This window comes from Cohnella sp. SGD-V74, from assembly GCF_003001675.1.
Taxonomy (GTDB): Bacteria; Bacillota; Bacilli; order Paenibacillales; family Paenibacillaceae; genus Cohnella.
This window is the reverse complement of record NZ_PVYW01000017.1, coordinates 142,429-160,748: the sequence shown is the minus strand read 5'-3', so window position 1 is coordinate 160,748 and position 18,320 is coordinate 142,429. Positions and strand designations below refer to the sequence as shown.

General features: G+C 51.5%; 17 protein-coding genes, 5 tRNA genes and 1 pseudogene. 16 read left to right on the top strand and 7 right to left on the bottom strand.

Features of this window, described 5'->3' with window-relative positions:
* Positions 1-54: 54 nt before the first annotated feature.
* On the top strand, positions 55-549 hold the full coding sequence (locus tag B0G52_RS24110; RefSeq protein WP_094047979.1) for a SprT family protein: 495 nt from the start codon (positions 55-57) through the stop codon (positions 547-549).
* On the opposite strand, the gene B0G52_RS24105 is transcribed toward B0G52_RS24110, so the two are convergent.
* A complete protein-coding gene (locus B0G52_RS24105; RefSeq protein WP_094047977.1) occupies positions 546-1,970 on the bottom strand; it encodes an MFS transporter in 1,425 nt (474 codons plus the stop codon). The genes B0G52_RS24110 and B0G52_RS24105 overlap by 4 nt on opposite strands.
* A 65-nt stretch (positions 1,971-2,035) precedes the next feature.
* Positions 2,036-2,563: a TetR/AcrR family transcriptional regulator gene (locus B0G52_RS24100; RefSeq protein WP_094047976.1), complete on the bottom strand. Its 528-nt coding sequence runs from the start codon at positions 2,561-2,563 to the stop codon at positions 2,036-2,038.
* 212 nt (positions 2,564-2,775) lie between these two features.
* Between B0G52_RS24100 and B0G52_RS24095 the strand changes: the two genes are divergently transcribed.
* From B0G52_RS24095 to B0G52_RS24075, 5 genes are all read left to right on the top strand, one after another.
* A tRNA-Asn gene (locus B0G52_RS24095) sits at positions 2,776-2,851 on the top strand.
* Position 2,852: 1 nt separating this feature from the next.
* A tRNA-Ser gene (locus tag B0G52_RS24090) sits at positions 2,853-2,943 on the top strand.
* A gap of 338 nt (positions 2,944-3,281) precedes the next feature.
* Positions 3,282-3,356 (top strand) — tRNA-Glu (locus tag B0G52_RS24085).
* Positions 3,357-3,359: 3 nt separating this feature from the next.
* Positions 3,360-3,435, top strand: a tRNA-Lys gene (locus B0G52_RS24080).
* 49 nt (positions 3,436-3,484) lie between these two features.
* Positions 3,485-3,570 (top strand) — tRNA-Leu (locus tag B0G52_RS24075).
* A gap of 198 nt (positions 3,571-3,768) precedes the next feature.
* On the opposite strand, the pseudogene B0G52_RS24070 reads toward B0G52_RS24075, so the two are convergent.
* A pseudogene (locus B0G52_RS24070) lies at positions 3,769-4,528 on the bottom strand (Rpn family recombination-promoting nuclease/putative transposase).
* Between the two features lie 297 nt (positions 4,529-4,825).
* Between B0G52_RS24070 and B0G52_RS24065 the strand changes: the two are divergent.
* Complete coding sequence (locus B0G52_RS24065; protein WP_233162993.1) at positions 4,826-5,518, top strand: VWA domain-containing protein; 693 nt, start codon at positions 4,826-4,828, stop codon at positions 5,516-5,518.
* 249 nt (positions 5,519-5,767) lie between these two features.
* Here B0G52_RS24065 and B0G52_RS24060 read toward each other — a convergent pair whose 3' ends face one another.
* The 3 genes from B0G52_RS24060 to B0G52_RS24050 are packed head-to-tail and all read right to left on the bottom strand — an operon-like array spanning position 5,768 to position 7,395.
* The gene (locus B0G52_RS24060; protein WP_094047974.1) at positions 5,768-6,412 is read right to left on the bottom strand and encodes a peroxiredoxin-like family protein; all 645 of its coding nucleotides are present in this window, start codon (positions 6,410-6,412) and stop codon (positions 5,768-5,770) included.
* A gap of 18 nt (positions 6,413-6,430) precedes the next feature.
* A complete protein-coding gene (locus B0G52_RS24055; RefSeq protein ID WP_094047972.1) occupies positions 6,431-7,123 on the bottom strand; it encodes a cytochrome c biogenesis CcdA family protein in 693 nt (230 codons plus the stop codon).
* Positions 7,124-7,134: 11 nt separating this feature from the next.
* Positions 7,135-7,395, bottom strand: a complete 261-nt coding sequence (locus B0G52_RS24050; RefSeq protein ID WP_233163005.1) for a thioredoxin family protein — start codon at positions 7,393-7,395, stop codon at positions 7,135-7,137.
* A 199-nt stretch (positions 7,396-7,594) separates the two neighbouring features.
* On the opposite strand from B0G52_RS24050, the gene B0G52_RS24045 reads away from it, so the two are divergent.
* Positions 7,595-8,308, top strand: a complete 714-nt coding sequence (locus B0G52_RS24045; RefSeq protein ID WP_094047968.1) for a response regulator transcription factor — start codon at positions 7,595-7,597, stop codon at positions 8,306-8,308.
* On the top strand, positions 8,305-9,339 hold the full coding sequence (locus B0G52_RS24040) for a sensor histidine kinase (RefSeq protein ID WP_158223843.1): 1,035 nt from the start codon (positions 8,305-8,307) through the stop codon (positions 9,337-9,339). Before B0G52_RS24045 ends, B0G52_RS24040 begins: the two co-directional genes overlap by 4 nt.
* Positions 9,340-9,574: 235 nt before the next feature.
* On the opposite strand, the gene B0G52_RS35345 is transcribed toward B0G52_RS24040, so the two are convergent.
* Entirely contained in the window at positions 9,575-9,682 is a 108-nt protein-coding gene (locus B0G52_RS35345) for a putative holin-like toxin (RefSeq protein WP_198960718.1), read from the bottom strand.
* Between the two features lie 250 nt (positions 9,683-9,932).
* Between B0G52_RS35345 and B0G52_RS24035 the strand changes: the two genes are divergently transcribed.
* From B0G52_RS24035 to B0G52_RS24005, 7 genes are all read left to right on the top strand, one after another.
* Positions 9,933-10,592 carry a coiled-coil domain-containing protein gene (locus B0G52_RS24035; protein ID WP_094047964.1) on the top strand — a complete coding sequence of 220 codons (660 nt, stop codon included), beginning with the start codon at positions 9,933-9,935 and terminating at the stop codon, positions 10,590-10,592.
* A gap of 186 nt (positions 10,593-10,778) precedes the next feature.
* Positions 10,779-12,509 (top strand): sensor histidine kinase, encoded by a 1,731-nt coding sequence (locus B0G52_RS24030; protein WP_094047962.1) that lies wholly within the window; start codon positions 10,779-10,781, stop codon positions 12,507-12,509.
* A gap of 22 nt (positions 12,510-12,531) precedes the next feature.
* On the top strand, positions 12,532-13,260 hold the full coding sequence (locus tag B0G52_RS24025; protein ID WP_094048081.1) for a response regulator transcription factor: 729 nt from the start codon (positions 12,532-12,534) through the stop codon (positions 13,258-13,260).
* A gap of 111 nt (positions 13,261-13,371) precedes the next feature.
* Complete coding sequence (locus tag B0G52_RS24020) at positions 13,372-15,078, top strand: extracellular solute-binding protein (protein ID WP_158223842.1); 1,707 nt, start codon at positions 13,372-13,374, stop codon at positions 15,076-15,078.
* A 162-nt stretch (positions 15,079-15,240) separates the two neighbouring features.
* Positions 15,241-16,107: an ABC transporter permease gene (locus B0G52_RS24015; RefSeq protein ID WP_233163003.1), complete on the top strand. Its 867-nt coding sequence runs from the start codon at positions 15,241-15,243 to the stop codon at positions 16,105-16,107.
* Positions 16,108-16,125: 18 nt separating this feature from the next.
* The gene (locus tag B0G52_RS24010) at positions 16,126-17,019 is read left to right on the top strand and encodes a carbohydrate ABC transporter permease (RefSeq protein ID WP_198960717.1); all 894 of its coding nucleotides are present in this window, start codon (positions 16,126-16,128) and stop codon (positions 17,017-17,019) included.
* Between the two features lie 39 nt (positions 17,020-17,058).
* Positions 17,059-18,168 (top strand): glycosyltransferase WbsX family protein, encoded by a 1,110-nt coding sequence (locus tag B0G52_RS24005; RefSeq protein WP_094047958.1) that lies wholly within the window; start codon positions 17,059-17,061, stop codon positions 18,166-18,168.
* The last annotated feature ends 152 nt before the right edge of the window (positions 18,169-18,320 follow it).

Sequence of the window (18,320 nt, the reverse complement as noted above, 5' to 3'; positions counted from 1 at the left end):
TCGGACGGGCGGTTTCCGAGACGTGAATTGCAGGGCCGGGGAGGGATTGTCGGCATGAGGGATCAAGAACTGCAGCGGTGGGTCGAGCGCGTGTCCTTGGAATATTTCGACCGGCCGTTTCTGCACAAAGCTACCTTTAACTCGCGGCTTCGCTCGACGGGCGGCCGCTATTTTACGCAAAGCCACAATATCGAGATCAGCCCGCATCAGCTTGAAGCGTACGGGGCGGAAGAGACGGAAGCGATCATCAAGCACGAGCTGTGCCATTATCATTTGCATTTGCAGCGCAAAGGATTCCAGCATCGCGACGCGGACTTCAAGCAATTGCTCGTTAAGGTAGGCGCGACCAGGCACTGCCGCGCTCTTCCCGGGGCGGCGAGACGCCTTCCGGTGAAGTATTTGCTCGTGTGCCAGGCTTGCGGCATGCAATACCCCCGCAAGCGCCGCACGGACCCTCGGAAGTACGCGTGCGGCAAGTGCAGGGGCAAGCTGAAGCTGTTTCATGCGGCTCCCGCGGACGACGCGGGAGCGCGGCGGCTGGGCGATTAAACGGCGGAGGGCGATTCGTTGGCGGAGCTTGGTGCGGATTGCGCCGCTGTCGATCGGCCGCGCACGAAGATCGCGATGCCGAGCAGCGCGAGCGCCATCATCAGCGACCCGGCGCCAAGGCTGGGCACGATATGATCGGCGAAATCCTGCGGCGATCGAATCGCCGAGCCGGATTGGAAGATCAGTCCGCCGATCGCGATGCCGAATACGCCTCCGAGCTCCCTTGTGGCGTTGCCGACGCCGCTTGCTTCCCCCGCCGCGTCTTCGGGGGCGGAAGAGATCAGACCGTGCGAGAGCGGCGTGAAGCTGAGGCCCATCCCGGTACCGGCGAGCATCATCGGTCCGAGCATCGCGACGAACGGGAAGTCGACGCCGCGCGCCTGGATGAGCAGAGCGAACCAGGCCAGAGCGGCGGTCTGGAACAGAAGCCCCGCTATCAGCACGTTGCGATTGCCCAGACGGCTGATGGCGAGACCGGCCAGCGGCGCGGCGATCATCGTCATCGTCGTCCACGCCATCTCCCGCACGCCCGCCTGCAGCGGCGTAAAGCCCTGCGCCTGCTGCAGGAACAAAGTAAGCAGGAAGATTGCCCCGAACACCCCTGCGTTCATCCAGAAGCCTGCGAACGTGTAGAAGAAGTATGCGCGGCTGCGGAACAGATCGAAGCGTACAAACGGCACTTTGCGCGTTTTTTCCCAGAAGTAGAACAGAATGAGCAGCAGCGCTCCAAGAGCAAGCGAACCGACGACGATCGGCGCTCCCCACCCTTCCGAATTGCCTCTCTCCAATCCGAATATCAATCCGAACAGCCCGGAGACAAGCAGAAGCACTCCGGCAGGATCGAGCGGCTTGCGGACGCCGCGGGACTCTGCGAGCCATTTAAAGCCGAACAGGACAGCGAGAATGCCGATCGGCACATTCACGTAGAAAATCATCTGCCAAGGCGCTCCCTCCATAATAAGGCCGCCGACAAGCGGTCCTACGCTGAGGCCGAGCCCGGAAATTCCCGACCATAGGCCGATGGCGGCCGCTCTCTTCTCCGGAGGGAAGGCGGAGTTGACCAGCGTCAGGCTCAGCGGGACGATAGCCGCTCCTCCGACGCCTTGGAGCGCGCGGGACAGAATCAGCGACAGCGACGTTTCGCTGAGGCCGCACAGCAGCGATCCGAGCGAAAAGACGACGACACCGGCAAGAAACACCTTTTTCCTCCCGATCGATTCTCCAAGTACGCTGAACGGAATGAGCAGTACGGCGAAAGCAAGCGTGTAGGCGTTCATGAACCATTCGAGGTCCGACATGGTGGCGTTCAGATCTTTCTGAATAGACGGCAGGGCGACGCCGATGACCAGATTGTCGAGCATGGCCATGAACAGGGCGATACAGGTGACGACTAACAGACGGATTCGCGAAGCTGTGAACATGTGATCTCTCCTTTTTGATAACTTTATTTATTGATAAATAAATGAGTGGCGAAAGAAAACTCCGATTACTCGGAGTCGCACCACGGCGCCAGCTTCGGCAATTCCAACACTTCGGCCAGCGTCCCGATCAGTCCCAAGCTGATAAACATGCTCGCCTGCCATTGCGGATTGGGAACGCCGGCTTTCACAAAACGTTCCACCAGCCGATCGTAGGCGAACGAATATTTTTCCTTCACGAAATTTCTGACGGCCGGTTCCGGCGTCGTGAAGCTTTGCATGAGCAGCAGCATTTCGTTGCGGTGGGATTGGAGCAAGAGCTCGAACTGGCGGCCCATCTCCGTGCTGAGCTGATCGGGAGGTGCGTTGACCGTGAAAAACTGGTTCATCATTCGGTCGAACGCCTTCTCCAAGACGGCCAAGTAAAGCTGTTCTTTCGACTTGAAAAAATGGAATACGTACGGCTGGGTTACGCCTACAGCTTCCGCGACGTGCGCGGTCGTGGTTTTGTAGAAGCCCTGGGAAGCGAACAAGGCTGCTGCGCTCTGCAAGATCTGCTCTTTACGGCTTGCTGCGATTTCTTCATTAGGGCTCAAGGGGGCATCGACTCCGGTTTCTTCGATTGCGGCTGCAATGATTTATTAATCAATAAATATCATAAGGGCGAGCATGAAGTCAACGAATTTCCTAAATGTGGGGCGATTTTTTTACAGAAAAAGGCGGTGGAGAGACAGTGAAAAAAACTTCTGCGAAAGGCTTGACTTAATATCGCCGTCATGATAAATTATTACTTGTCGCTTTTGAACTTTCCCTGATAGCTCAGTTGGTAGAGCACTCGACTGTTAATCGAGTTGTCACAGGTTCGAGTCCTGTTCGGGGAGCCATGGGGAGATACCCAAGTGGCTATAAGGGGCTCCTCTGCTAAGGGAGTAGACGTGTCATGCGTGCGAGGGTTCGAATCCCTCTCTCCCCGCCACCCATGGAATTCATAAAAGACGACTTAAGGAGAGCCCGCGGCCTTGCGCCGGAGGGCTCTTTTTGATTGTTCAGGCGGCGTTGGGGCAAAATAGGCTTTGCAGGCGGTCGGCCTGAGCATGGTTTGATCAGCGTTGATCGACCGTCGGGATGCCGACATCCGGCGGATTTGCTCCCCTCTTTTGGCAGAAATGGAACCGGGGAAGGGGCTCGAAAAAAGAAATAAAAAAAAGTGCGTTTTGACCGAAAAAGGACTTGCCTTAGGCGATTGTTTCAGATATAATAATTTTTGTCGTCTGAAACGGACAGCGCTAAGCGCAAGGGCAAATGGCCTATAATGGCCCCTTGGTCAAGTGGTTAAGACACCTCCCTTTCACGGAGGTAACAGGGGTTCGAATCCCCTAGGGGTCACCATGAGAGCCATTAGCTCAGTTGGTAGAGCACCTGACTTTTAATCAGGGTGTCGTAGGTTCGAGTCCTACATGGCTCACCAGTATTTCTCTGGGAAGGCAGTATCCTTACTCAGACGACGTTCATCATATGCGGTCGTGGCGGAATGGCAGACGCACCAGCTTGAGGGGCTGGCGGTAGCAATACCGTGGAGGTTCGAGTCCTCTCGACCGCACCATAACTAAGAAGCTGAAATCCCTTGTGTGGCCGGGGATTTTTTTTATTTGCGTTTTTTGAGAGCCAGGGAAGAGGAGCGGGGGGAAACGTTTGAAATGCTTCCGTGGTAGCAAGCTGAAAAAAGAGCATCTCCAGAGCGATCTGATCGCTTCAGGAGATGCTCTTGCTCACCGTACGTTGTTGGCCTCATCTGTGCAGTTTAATGCGTCTTTTGCAGTTTCTTTAACTCTTGGACGGACAACCCGGTTGCTTGAGCTACTTTTGAAATATCCATGCCCATTTGAATCAAATTCTGGGCGATTTCCAATTTTCCTTTAGTCTCGCCCTCTGTACGTGCGCCTTCAATCATTGAAGCTTCATCATGAAGCGCCTTTTGTCTCATTTCGTACTGCCTGCGTGCTTCGGCATCTTGACTTAAAAATTCAAGCGCGGTCATCGCCTTGCCCAGAGTAGGTTCATTCACCTTCAACACCTCCCAATTTTTTGTATCCTCACTTTTCAGGAACAGCAGCCAATTGAGCAAACCGCCTTCATCAGGTATGTTTTGTTGATTCAGCTTCGATAGTTCCATGATGTGTATCTCGATGTCATCAATGAAGGTGATTCCGCTTTGGTCTTCTCGGAGATGAAAAACGCTATGGTAACGATCATTAGGTAGAATGGTGAAATTCAGGATATTGATGGTCACACATTTTCGAAGCTTCTTGTATGACTGACCTTCTTCAAGCTGATCTGAGTATTGTTTGCTCCAGTAAAATTTGGATGTCAAATATGGATTGCTTGTCTCGAGGAGAATCCTTGTCTGTGTAAGGGTTCATCAAGATGATTTCGGTCAGAGGAGATTCTCCAGCTTCCGTAAAGGTACGATTGAGGAAAGCAAGCAAGATATCCTTATTTTCTTCGCTGCCGAAGATGCGTTTAAATACGAAATCGTTTTTAGGATCCAGCAGATCGTGCATAGCAATCAACACCAATCTATGCTTACAAATATTATATCATGAATGTAACTGATGAAGCATAATGGCTGTGCAGATAATGTTCTGGTCATCCCTCCGAGGGATTTAATCCTTTGGGGAGAGGGGGGGGGATTCCTCAGTCTGTTCTTGAAAAAGCATTTTACCAAGCCTGACTGCTGCATACCGCCCTCATTGCCATAAAGAAAAGCGTTCAATATAATGAACTGTAAGACTTGTTTCCAATAGATGAAATGCGGAGGACGTTTTCAATGAGTATCGATCTGGCGAAGAAGAACTTCATTGAACTTAAGAAAAAGGCAAATGATGTTGCGTCCAGTCTTGCGCCTTGGAAATCAGAAGGCGAAAGTGGCGTTAGCTTTGGATATATCCGGTTCAATGGCGTCTACGTTCAAAAACGGAACCGTTCAAAAGGTAGTCGAAGAACTTTTGGCTCTGGGCGTTAAGTTTGACGACAATCAGGCTATCGACATTTTTTTATTTGGGCAGCGTGACTATGAAGTCGGAGAACTGGTAGAGTCTAATTTCTACGGATATGTGGATAATAAAATCGTTAAAAGTTACCCTCTCGAGAGTGAAACGAGATACGCTGGCGTGATTAATCGGATTGTCAAGAAATATACGACGGAGAAAAAGGGCTTTTTCCGTAAAGCCTCTGCAATCAATGGACCTCTGGAGGAACCGGTATTCGTTATTTTCATTACGGACGGGGATAACCAGGACAAGCCGCAGACAGAGGAAGCGATTCGAGCTGCATCGAAATTGGGGATCTTCTGGCAGTTTGTTGGAATCGGAAGCGCCGGATTTCAGTTCCTTGAAAAGCTGGACAACTTAAGCGGAAGATTCGTGGACAATGCTAACTTTTTCAAGATTAACAATATCTCCAAGATGGATGAAACGAGTCTTTACACCAAGCTGCTTCAGGAGTTTCCCGACTGGATCAAGACGGCAAGAGAGCATCAACTCATTAAGTAGAAAGCAAAGGGGCTTCCCATAAGTAAAAAGAGACGTACCGAACGATTATCGATGGATGCAGGTAATGGGCATCTATCTCCTTCCGATGCTATACGATCCTGAAATGGGAACGGTAAACCCGTGAATAGGTGATTTCAGGACCGTATGAGGCAGTCTCCAGGAGATAGATGCCCTTCTTTTTTCATCGATAATCTTGTACGTCCCTGCTTATGACACAGCCCCTTTGTCTGGAGTCGTGTCGAGGGCAGCTCACAGCTTCCTTAGCTCATGCAGAATATCCTCGGGATCCGGGCGCTTCATGAAATCCGGGTTGACGTACGCGGAACGAATAATGCCCGATTCGTCGATCATGAAGGTGGAGGGGATGGGGAGAATCCACCGATCGGTCGCGTTGTATTCGGCCAGATTGAGTTGAAACAGATTCGTCATCATCTCCTGAATATAGGGCGGCACATCGTACAAAATATTGTAAAAGGCGGCGACCAGACCGTTCGTATCGCTCAGGACCTGGAATTGCAGCTCTTCCTTCTCTTGCTGGGAAAGCGTGTTGTCCGGGCTTTGCGGGCTAACGGCGATAAGCCTGGCGCCCTGTGCTTCAATTTCCGGCAGCACTTTCTGATACGCCCGGAGCTGCGAGTTGCAGTAAGGACACCAGCCTCCGCGGTAGAAGGTGAGAACGACAGGTCCTTTGGCCAATTCTTCATACAAGTGGACGGGGATGCCCATCGCATTTTTCAGCGTAAAATCTTTCGCCTTCTGCCCCTCCTGCAGGCCATACGGGATTCCCGACTGCTGCTGCTCCCGGATCGAACGGAACATCGCGGCCTGGACTTCTGCGGGCGATTGGGCGATAAACTGTTGTTTCATTTCTTCCAGCGTTTGATTTAAGGACATGAATGATTCTCCTCCCACTTATTTCATAAATCCAACAATCAGAAGAACGATGCCAATTATGATTGAGAAGTAGCCGGCGATTTTTTTGACAGGGCCGCCCCATTTTGCGAATTTGCGCAGAATGGAAATGGAAAAGACGGCAACAGCGATGAGGATCACCCCTTTTCCTAACGAATAGGTCGTCAGGAGCAGCGCTCCGTGAAGCGGACTTCCCTGAAGTGCAATATAGCTAATCAGCGCAAAAAAGATGGGGATGGCACAGGGCGAAATGACAAGTCCGTAAGGAATCCCCAGTTTGAAAGCGGCCGCGTTGCTTGGCGGGAGTTCCGGCCGGCTGAGCGGCTTCTGGAAAGCAGGCATCGCGAACGAAATGACGCCAAGCAACTGCAGTCCAGCCGCTATGTCGAAGAGGGGCGGAACCCAGGTTAGCAAACGATATTTCTCAACAAAAGGCAGGAACTGTTGTCCGAGCAGCGCAAATATCAAACCAGTCAACAGTGAAGTGACGACCATGCCCGAGATAAAGTTGATCGCGATCAGGAAGGCTTTTCTTTTATCGCCGGCTGCCCCTCTTTGGACATAACCCGCAAACATGGCAAGCACGGGCAAATAGCAGGCCAAAACCGCGCTCACGATTCCGACGACAAATACAAGGATATAGGTAGCGGCGGAAATTCCGCCCGTGATCGTGAAATGATATAAATCTTCCATTTGTGTCTCCTTTAATTTTGTAGATTCTCTTCAGGTTTGAGCAATTCGTACACACGTTCACGAAGCTTAGCTAGCGAGGGCGGAGAGCCAAATCCCGCTTTTCCATTAATAAGAATCGCTCCAGCGCTGAAAATGTTCAGTTCCTGGAGACGTTCAAACTGCTCCACCACATTTAACTCCCGAGTCTCGATCTGCGGGAATTCCTCCGCTGCTTGCTTAACAAGCTTCAGCGCTTTTTGACAAATGGAACACCCCGGTCCAGCCGATACCACTTCAATCAACAAAAAACCTCCTCCTTCTGTCCCTTCTGTTAAACCTCCTCCATGCCAAAGGAAGATTTGCTTTGATTATAAAGGTCGAGCTGTTAAATCCTTGTTAAGTAAGCGAAGCTCCGAAAGACTGCATGATTTTCCTCGTTTCGCGGAAAAATGTGTGATAATCTAGTGTCATTGTCATGGAAGGAGTGGTGGTATGCGAATCCTCATTGTTGAAGATGAGGAGGATCTTTCACGGGCACTAGCCAAGGGACTAAGGCGGGAAGGTTATGCAGTGGACCTCGCGGTTGACGGGTTAACCGGGTGGGAGCTCGCGGATACCAACGATTATGACGTTATTCTCCTTGACATCAATCTTCCGGAGCTGGATGGCATTTCGCTATGCCAACGCATTCGCCAGTCCTCGCATCATAACGATGTTTTTATCCTCATGCTGACAGCGCGCAGCCATCCGGACGAAGTGGAGGAAGGGCTCGATTCGGGTGCGGACGACTACCTTCGTAAACCCTTTGTGTTCAATGAATTGCTTGCCCGCATCCGGGCGCTCCTTCGCCGGAGTTCGTCCGTGAAAAGCCCGGTCCTGCAGTTCGAACAGCTTACCCTCGATTCGAAAACGAAGGAAGTCTGGTTCGACAACGTTCTTCTTTCATTAACGAGAAAAGAATTCGGGTTGCTAGAATATTTGATGCTGCATCCCGGCGAGGTCATTTCGTCTGAGCGGCTTCTTGAGCACGTGTGGGATATTCATGCGGATCCCCTTTCCTCAACGGTTCGGGTTCACATCAATTCATTGCGCAAAAAGCTTTCGCACTATGATCCGGAGGCAGGAGAAAAGGCGATTCAAACCGTTCCGGGTTACGGTTATAAATGGGCTCTGCCCGCAGCCGGAAAGAAAGAGGAAACGAAATGAGACGATGGAGCCGTCTTTCCCTGCGTTCCAGATTGACGCTGTTTGCGATTGTTCATTTGGCGATCATGATTGTTCTCTATGCGGCGATAGAGTCTTTTTTCTCGACTTACAGGATTGTACCAGAGCTGCAAGGGCGCATAATCAGCTTGCTTGTCGCTTTAGCAGCCATGGTTGTTAGCGCGCAATGGCTCGCCGTGATTGTTCTGAAGCCTGTGAAGCGGATGAGTGAGACAACTGCGGGAATAACGTCAGCCACCCTTCACAAACGGCTGGAAATCGACGAGCTTCACGATGAATTGAAGAAGCTCGGGATCGCATTCAATACGATGATGGATGGGCTGGAACACTCTTTTAAGCAGCAGGCCCGTTTTGTTTCCGCGGCCGCGCACGAATTAAGAACGCCGCTTTCCATCCTGCGCACGAATCTGGAAGTGGCCGGAGACAGCGAAGGTATTGATCCCAGCGAATGGAGAGAGTACAAGGAGACAACGGAGCGGACGCTTTCACGGTTGGAGTCGTTAACGGAGGATTTGTTGCTGCTGGCTGACGGAACGTACGATCGGTCGCATAGCGAACACGAGGTTGTTGAGCTTGCCGACATTCTCGTGGACGTAACTTCATTTATGGAACCGGTGGCAGTCAAATATGGGGTGACGATTCATTTGATGGAGCCCTGTATGGCCTTGGTAAGGGGGGAAGAAAGCTTCTTATTCCTGATCTTTCGCAACTTGCTGGACAACGCCATCCGGTATAATCGGCCGAATGGAAACGTTACGCTGCAAGTATCGCATGAAGATGGACAGGTTGCAGTTCAGGTTTCGGACACCGGAAAAGGAATCCCTGCTCCGTCCAGGGAGCTGGTTTTTGAGCGGTTTTATCGAATCGACTCGTCACGAGCGCGCAGAAGTGGCGGCGCTGGCTTGGGTCTGTCGATTGTTCGCCATTTGCTTGCACTTTTCCAGGGGACCGTTGAACTGGAGACGAGTTCCGACTCGGGAAGCGTGTTTAAGGTCACGTTGATTCGGGGTTGAGAAGCTCGACCTCATGCGAATGGGTTGCGCATATGGTTTTTGTTGCTTAAATTCTGTTTACAGAATAAATCGTCGTGGTATACTTTAGACAGAAGTTCTATTGACTATAGTCAATAGGGTAAATGTAATAAGGAGCCGTGCGCTAACACGACTCCCCACAACAGCCGCTTTTAAGGGCGGTAGGCTTGCGGATAAGTGATTGGAAATAGACCGTTATCCCTGGGTTGAGGGCGGTCTATTTCTTTTGGTTAAACGCTGTGACGATTGCGACAACCAGTGTCAGCAACGCGATAATTAGCGCACCAAAACCGATCATCAACATCAAAGCGTCTTTAACCTCCATGGCATCACCTCCCTTCCGGGAGACTAGCCGACCGCCCTCAAAGCCTATACTGTTGTATGGAGGATTATACCATATTTTGTCGGCGTATTTTTGAATGATTGTAAAATTTTGTTGATAATCATCGAAGATTAAGCTATAAATGTGCTATAGAATGGAGCAATTGGCGTATGATTTTGGACTTTTACGCAATGGTTCCAATGCTTTCAAACAGTACATATGCGTAGAAATAATAATAACTGGAGGATTTCTTATGGATAAAAAATCATTGCGCTATTTAATAGTTGGATTCATATCCGGGGTATTATTAGCAATATCATTTTCTGTCTCTGCCGAACAAATAAAATCAGTTCTTGGAAAAAAGGTTACAGCAGAAAAAAATATAGAAATTGAAAATATGGGTGCTCCTAAAGGCGCAATAGTTGTTGATAATACAACCTACATATCATTGAAACAGGCTAGTTGGATGCTTGGGTTTAAGATCAAAGAAAATTCTAAATCAAAAATTGTTCTTGAATATACTTCAGGTAATTATTTTGGAAAATTAAAGAGCAGCGGATTTGCACAACAAGATTTTATGAACGAGTACACAGACATTTTAAATCATAAAAAGCAAATTGATTCAAAAATTGATAGATATAAAAGAGAGCTTGAAAACAACAATTTGCAAATTAGTAAATACAACGATCAATTGTTAATTGCTAAAAAAGAAGTAGAGTTTGCAAAGGATCAAGATGAGTTGAATTATATTCGTAATAAAATTACAAATATTGAGAAGCAAGTTGCAGAGCAAAATCAGCAGATAAAAGATTATGAACAGGACATTAAATTTCTAGAACAAAGCAATTCAATAATTCAAATCGTACTAAACCACTATAAAAGTTTAGGAAAAGACTTAGGGATACGGTTTTAAGACAAGCGAGAAAAGAATAGATTCCTTCCACCAACCACTCTCTACAGAGTGGTTTTGGTTTGCCACAAATCATCCAACAAGAGCATGTTATACCGATGCCGGACGCTTTTCGCTCTTGATGAATGCGGAGAACTGATCCTATAATACAGGAACGTTAACATTCAGCGGCACAAAGGGGACGATGGCGTGAGAATATTCGCCTTTTGGCGGAAGTCGATACTGATAAGGCTTATTCTTACTTTCTTGATTATTATGGCGCCGTTGTACGCGATCGGGATCAACATGTACATGTGGGGCTTAAACGCGATCAAGGAGGAGATCTCCAATTCCAAAGCGGCGCAAATGTCGTATTATTTGGACAAGATCTCCAAAGAAATTCAAGGCATGAAGCTCGTTCAATCCGATACGCTGTACAACGACGATATTAACCTGCTCGCCAACAACGTTCCGTTCATGAACGCGTACGAGAGAGGTTATTACATGATCAAGCTGCAGCAGCGATTAAGCGCGATCAAAAACGGAAGCGTATACATCGAAAACGTTACCGCATATATCCCGTCGATTCAACGTGCGATTCCCGCCGAAGGAAGCATCGGCGAAATGCAGCCCTCTGACTTGGAGCGGATGCAGCTGTTCGACGATTCAACGCCTTCTCAGTTGATTTATCAAGACAATCATCTGTTTCTTAACGCCTTTTTTCCGCCCAATTACAGCACGTCCGGCTCTCCCCCTCTATATTCCGTCTTGGTCAAGCTGTCCTTGCCGCAATTGAAAGCCTCGCTCGGCTCCCTTAACGCGGATAAGGACAGCGGTTCCTTCCTGCTGGATTCCGGCAAACGGCTGCTGCTGTCGAAAACGCAGGCGACTTTGGCCGAAGAACGCATCAGGTCGCTGATCGACGATCGGGAGAGCGGCAGCGGGACGGTCGAAATCGCAGGCAAGTCCTATTTGTACATTTTCGATACGTCGCCTTATCTCGGGGTTACGCTCGTCAGTTATTTGCCGGAGGACGCTTTCTTCGCAGGACTGGACAAGCATAAAATCTGGTTCTGGATATTGACGACCGCCGTCATGCTGATCGCCGTGCTGTTCTCGCTGGCGATTATTCGATTTCTCCGCAGTCCTCTGCGCAAGCTGCTCGACGGCTTCAGAAGACTCGAAACGGGAGATCTGGACTTTACGATCGGACACCCGTTCGAAGACGAATTCGGCGTCCTGTACCATCGCTTCAACTCGATGCTCGTCCGGCTGCGTTCGCTGATCGATCAGAATTACCGGCAGACCATTATGGTGCAGCGCGCGGAACTGAAGCAGCTGCAGGCGCAAATCAATCCTCATTTTCTCTACAACAGCTTTTTTCTTCTGTATACGATGACGCGAAGGGGCAAATACGAGGAACTGATGAAGTTTCAACTGCAGCTGGGGGAATACTTCCAGTTCCTTAGCCGCAACGCGTCGGACGAGGTCACTTTGGAGCGGGAGGTCAATCATGCCAAAGTGTACTGCGACATCCAGGAGAAACGATTCTCGAACCGGATACGGGTCGAATTCGGCGAGCTGCCGACCGAATACGCAGGCTTGGCGGTGCCGAGACTCATTTTGCAGCCGATCATTGAGAACGCTTTCGAACACGGGCTGGAGAAAATGGAAGAGAACGGGGTGCTTCATGTCCAATTTATCCCCGAACCGCGCGGAATAAGAATCGAGGTTGCCAATAACGGCGAGCCGATGAGCGAAGAGGCGCTTCTGTCGGTCACGGACGAGGCGACAGCGGCGGATTTCGGTCAGAAGGAGACGACGGGGATGCTCAACATTCATCAAAGAATCCGGCTTCGCTTCGGCGAGCGAAGCGGAATTCGGATCGTCAACGGCCCGGATTTCGTGGTCGTCGCGATCCGGCTTGAGGTCGGCGAATAAATTCGGGGAGGAAGGGATGTTCATGCTTACATTGCTTATTGTCGACGATGAGCCGATCATCGCGGACGGGCTGTACGAGGAATTCAAGGAAAACGAGAAGTGGGAGCTGGACGTTCACCGCGCCTATTCCGGCAAAGACGCGCTCGAGCTGATCAGTCGGATGCGAATCGATCTTCTCATATCGGACATTCGCATGCCGGGGATCGACGGAATCGAACTGCTGAAGCAGGCCAAGCGGCATTGGCCGGCATGCAAGGTCGTTTTTCTGACCGGCTACAAGGAGTTCGATTATGCCTACGGCGCTCTGGAGCATGGGGCCGAACGTTACGTGCTGAAGACCGAAGGTTACGACAAAATCGTCGAGGTCGTCGAGGAACTGGCCGTGGAACTGGACCCGTCCCTGCGGATGCTGAGGACGGAAGGACGGGCGATGGAAATCGTGGACAAGGTCAAGAGTTATATCGAAGCGCATCTCCATCAGGACGTCTCGCTGGTGTCGCTGGCGGAAGTCGTTCATTTTAACCCGAGCTATCTGTCCCGTTTCTTCAAGCAGCAAACCGGCCTTAATCTATCCGAATACGCCCAGAACGTGAAAGTGGAACGGGCCAAGCAAATGCTGACCGATCCGAACATCAAGGTCAACGACATCGCCGAAGCGCTGGGGTACGGTTCCTCGTCGAATTTCACTCGTTCGTTCAAGCGAATAACGGGCCTTACACCGCAGGATTACAGAGATGCCGCCAACAGGTAAACAAATGAATGAACTGTAAAGAAATGAAGATATGAAAGTGCTTACAGTTTATTTACAATGAAATTGCAGTCGGCCGCTGTAACTCAACGACGGATAAAAAGGGGAACGGGCATGACAACAAAACGACTTCATAAAGCGCTGTCGGTCGCGATGATCGGCATGATGGCATGGTCGCTTGCCGCGTGCAGCGGTTCGAACGACGACAACCATAAGGGGGCAAGCTCTCCCTCAGCCGGCGGCGCATCGACTGCCGGCGCGGAGCAGCCTGCCGATCCGAAAGCGAAATACGACCCGCCGATTACCGTGACTTCGGTGATGGGATTAAGCGATCAGGTGCAAAAATCGGTGTCGATCAAGCCGGACGTACTGAGCGACAACGTGTGGACGCGCGGTTACGAGAACGATCTGGGCATTAAGATCAATTACCTGTGGACCGTGCCGGGTGCACAGCTGGAACAAAAAATGAACGTATCGATCTCCTCCAACGACTTGCCGGACATTATCCCGGTCAATTCGAGACAGTTCAAAATGCTGGTGGATACGGGCGTCGCCATGGACATTACCGAATTGTTTGATCAGTACGCTTCCGACTTCACGAAGCAGATGATGGAGGCAGACCAGCGTATCGGCCTGTCGCAGGCAACGGTGGACGGCAGGCTCATGGGGCTGCCGCAAATTAACGGCGCGATCGACGGAGCTTCGATGATATGGATTCGCGCGGACTGGTTGAAAAATCTGAATCTGGAGCCGCCGAAAACGATGGATGACGTGCTTCACATCGTGGAAGCGTTTACGAAGGACGATCCGGATCGGAACGGGAAGAACGATACGTTCGGCCTGGGGCTCCAGAAGGATCTGTTCGGCGGCTTTGCCTCGCTGGACGGTTTCTTCGAAGGCTATACCGGATACGCCAACGGGTGGCTGGACGATGGCAGCGGCAATCTTGTCTACGGGGGCGTTCAACCGGCGGTCAGGACCGCTCTCGGCAAAGTGGCGGAAATGTACGGCAACGGCTATATCGATACGGAATTTTCCGTCAAAGACGGGGGCAAGGTCGCGGAGGCGGTAACGGCGGGCAGAATCGGCATGGTCTTCGGTCAGCACTTCCTGCCGTTCTGGCCGCTGCAGGACTCCAAGAACAAAGACCCGAATGCCGATTGGCAAGCGTACCCGATCGTATCCGCCGACGGACAGCAGGCCAAACCGATGATCAACGGATCGTCCGCCACGTTCTACGTCGTGAACAAGAAGATGAAAAACCCGGAAGCCGCTATCAAGCTGTACAACTATTTCTACGCGAAGGACCCGGCGCTCAGCCCCGACTTCGATCCGATCTACCACGGACAGGACAGCAAGCTGGAAACCTATCCGGATCAATTCTATCAATTGGCCGTCATGACGACGTTCTTCCCGCAGCAGAACCTGTTCATTCATCAGAACGTGAGCAAGTATTTCAAGGAGAACGATCAGAGCGTACTCGAAAATTACTGGATTAAGGACAATGTCGGCAACATTGAGAAATATAAGGCCGGAGACAACACGTTGTGGAGCTCCAATGGGTGGGCCGGTCCGGACAACAGCGCCTTCAGCGTAATCGACCATTACGATCGAAATAACCTGTTCCTGAAAAACGGCTACATCAAGGGAGACACGGAGTCGATGACGCAGAAGGGAGCGACGCTGAATCAAATGAGGAGCGAGACATTCACCAAGATCATCATGGGTTCGGCGCCGCTGGACGAATTCGACTCCTACGTGGAGAAGTGGAAAAAGCTTGGCGGAGACGACATCACGAAGGAAGTCAACGCGGCCAAGTAGGCACGCCTGCTCCGCCGGCCGAAGAGGTCCGCTTCGATCGGCCGGCGGAGCTTGAGGAGAGGAATGATGAAGGGAATGGCTTTAACCGAATCCGTAGTTCCGGGCGGCGGTGCAGCCAAGGCTCGCTCTCGCAAAACCGCGAAAATCCGGCAGCAGCTGCCAATGCACGTCATGATGCTCCCCTGCATCCTGTTGGTTGCGGCCTTCAGCTATTATCCGATGATCGGAATCGTGATTGCATTTCAGAATTTTAATCCGACTAAGGGCTTCTTTCATTCCCCATGGATAGGACTCGACAATTTCAAATACATGTACGCAATGCCCGACACGCTGCAGGTGCTCTGGAATACCGTCTTTATTGCGCTGCTCAAAATCGTATTGGGACTGATCGTCCCCGTCGTCTTCGCTATTCTGCTGGATATGATCCGCAGAAGCTTCGTCAAGCGCACCATCCAAACGCTCATTTACATTCCGCATTTCTTGTCGTGGGTCATTCTCTCCGGCATCCTGATCGATATTTTGTCCCCCAGCGAAGGCATCGTCAACGGCTTGCTGAACGCGATCGGAATCAAGCCGATTTTCTTCCTGGCGGACGAGCGCATGTTTCCTTATATTCTCGTGACTACGGACGTATGGAAGGAATTCGGCTACGGCACGATTATTTATTTGGCCGCCATCACTTCGATCAACCCGTCGTTGTACGAAGCCGCCGTGATGGACGGAGCCAGCCGCGTTCGCCAGGTTTTCCACGTGACGCTGCCGGGGATGATGCCGATCATCGTGCTTATGGCCACGCTTAGCCTCGGCAACGTGTTGAATGCGGGGTTCGAGCAGGTGTTCAACCTGTACAGCCCGATCGTGTACAAGACGGGAGACATTTTGGACACGTTCGTCTATCGCATCGGTTTGCAGAACAGCCAATACGGCGTCGCTACGGCGGTCGGACTGTTCAAGTCGGTCGTGTCGTTTCTGTTCATTGTGACGGGTTACAGGCTTGCCTCCAAGTTTGCAGGCTATCGTATTTTTTAAGCAGAGGAGCGAGCGCACTTGCATTCCTATCAAACGTTGAGAGGCCGAATATTCGAAACCGTTAATTATACGTTTCTGATTGGCGCCGCGCTGCTGTGCGTCTTCCCGATCCTCCATGTGCTGGCTGTATCTTTCAGCTCCAGCACCGCGGCGGCGTCCGGGCAAGTCACCCTGTGGCCGGTCGAGTTCAATCTAAGCTCCTACCAGTATGCGTTGACCAAGCCGCAGTTTCTGACTTCGTTCGTCGTTACGCTGGAGCGCGTCGGCCTGGGACTGGCGATCAACATGCTGCTTACGATTTTCGCCGCTTATCCGCTGTCCAAAGAAAAGGGCGAGCTGTACGGCAGGAACGCGTATGCCTGGTACTTGTTCGTGACTATCATCTTTAGCGGCGGGATGATCCCATGGTACATGACGATCAAGCAGTTCGGTCTCATGGGGTCTCTCTGGGCATTAATATTGCCGGGCGCCGTTCCGGTGTTTAATGTCATCATTTTGCTTAATTTCTTCCGCCAAGTGCCGAAGGAGATCGGGGAATCCGCAGTCATGGACGGCGCAGGGCATTGGACGGTGCTGAGCCGGATTTATTTGCCGCTGTCGGTTCCGGCCCTCGCCACACTGGTGCTGTTCACGTGCGTGGGACATTGGAACTCCTGGTTCGACGGGTTGATTCTGATGCGCTCCCCCTCGGAGTACCCTCTGCAAACGTACCTGCAGACGATTATCGCCAGCCGCGATATGTCTTTGTTCGTATCCGCATCGCAGGAGGAGCTCAAGCTGTTGTCGCAAATATCGGACAGAACGTTGAAATCCGCCCAAATCTTCATCGCGGCGGCTCCGATCCTGGCCGTGTACCCGTTTCTCCAGAAGTATTTTATGAAGGGGATCGTTTTGGGCAGTGTAAAAGGCTAGATTCGGCAACACAATTACGATTCGTATGGAGGATGGATGATGAGCAATCGATACGACGTCGCCGCCTACGTGTGGCCGGCGTACACGGGAGATGAGCCGAGAACCCGGATGTTCTGGCCGGAAGGGATCGGGGAATGGCAGTCCGTCAAGAACGCGGTAAGGAAGTTCCCTGGCCACGATTGGCCCCGCCGGCCGCTCTGGGGATACGTGAACGAAGCCGATCCTTACGTTATGGAGATGCAGATCCGGGCGGCGGCGGACCACGGCGTCAACGTGTTAATCTACGACTGGTACTGGTATGACGGACGCCCGTTTCTGGAACAATGCCTGAACGACGGTTACTTGAAAGCCCGCAACAACGACAAGGTGAAGTTTTATTTGATGTGGGCCAATCACGACGTCAACAACACGTGGGATATTCGGCTGTCCGGTGATCAGGACAATATTATCTGGAACGCGGCGGTCGATCGGGCGGAATTCGAGAAGATCGCCGACCGGTTGATCGAGCGTTATTTCTCCCATCCGTCCTACTATCGGCTTGACGGCAAGCCGGTGTTCATGGTCTACGATCTGGCTAATCTAATGAAAGGATTGGGCGGAGCCGAGGCGACCCGTGAGGCGCTGGAATGGTTTCGCGGCCGTGCTGTGGCGCAAGGTCTTCCGGGCCTTCACCTCCAACTGACGATGTGGCGGGAGACGAATTTCAATCTCAGCGGCGTGGACGGGGGACAGACGGCAACGACAAGCGAGACGGCCCGGCTGCTCGGCTTTGACAGCCTCACGCACTATCAATTCGTTCACTTTGTCGACATCGACAGGGAGTACGGGGACATTTTGCCCGACGTGGAGAAGGAATGGGAGCGCATCGATCAAGCTTTCGACATCCCGTATTTCCCTCACGTCTCGATCGGATGGGACAATAACCCGAGGTTCCAGGAGTTTCGCCCCGGCATCGTGAAGGGTAATACGCCGGAGAAAGTCGAACTCGCCTTGCGGAAAGCGAAAGCGTATCTCGATTCCCATCCCGAGCGGGCGCCGCTCGTTACGATCAACAGCTGGAACGAATGGACGGAGACCAGCTACCTGCAGCCGGACGACCTGCACGGATACGGTTATTTGGAAGCGGTGAAACGGGTGTTTACGGAATAATCGCGATCCTCAACGACGAGTAATCGCTATTGCCGCAACAGAAGATGACCCCTTGAGCTTGGCGGCCGGGGAGGTCATCTTCTGCTGTCCTACCAAAGTCTTCCTACCAAAGTATTGAATAGGAAGACGTTTGTAGGTATAATGATCGTGTA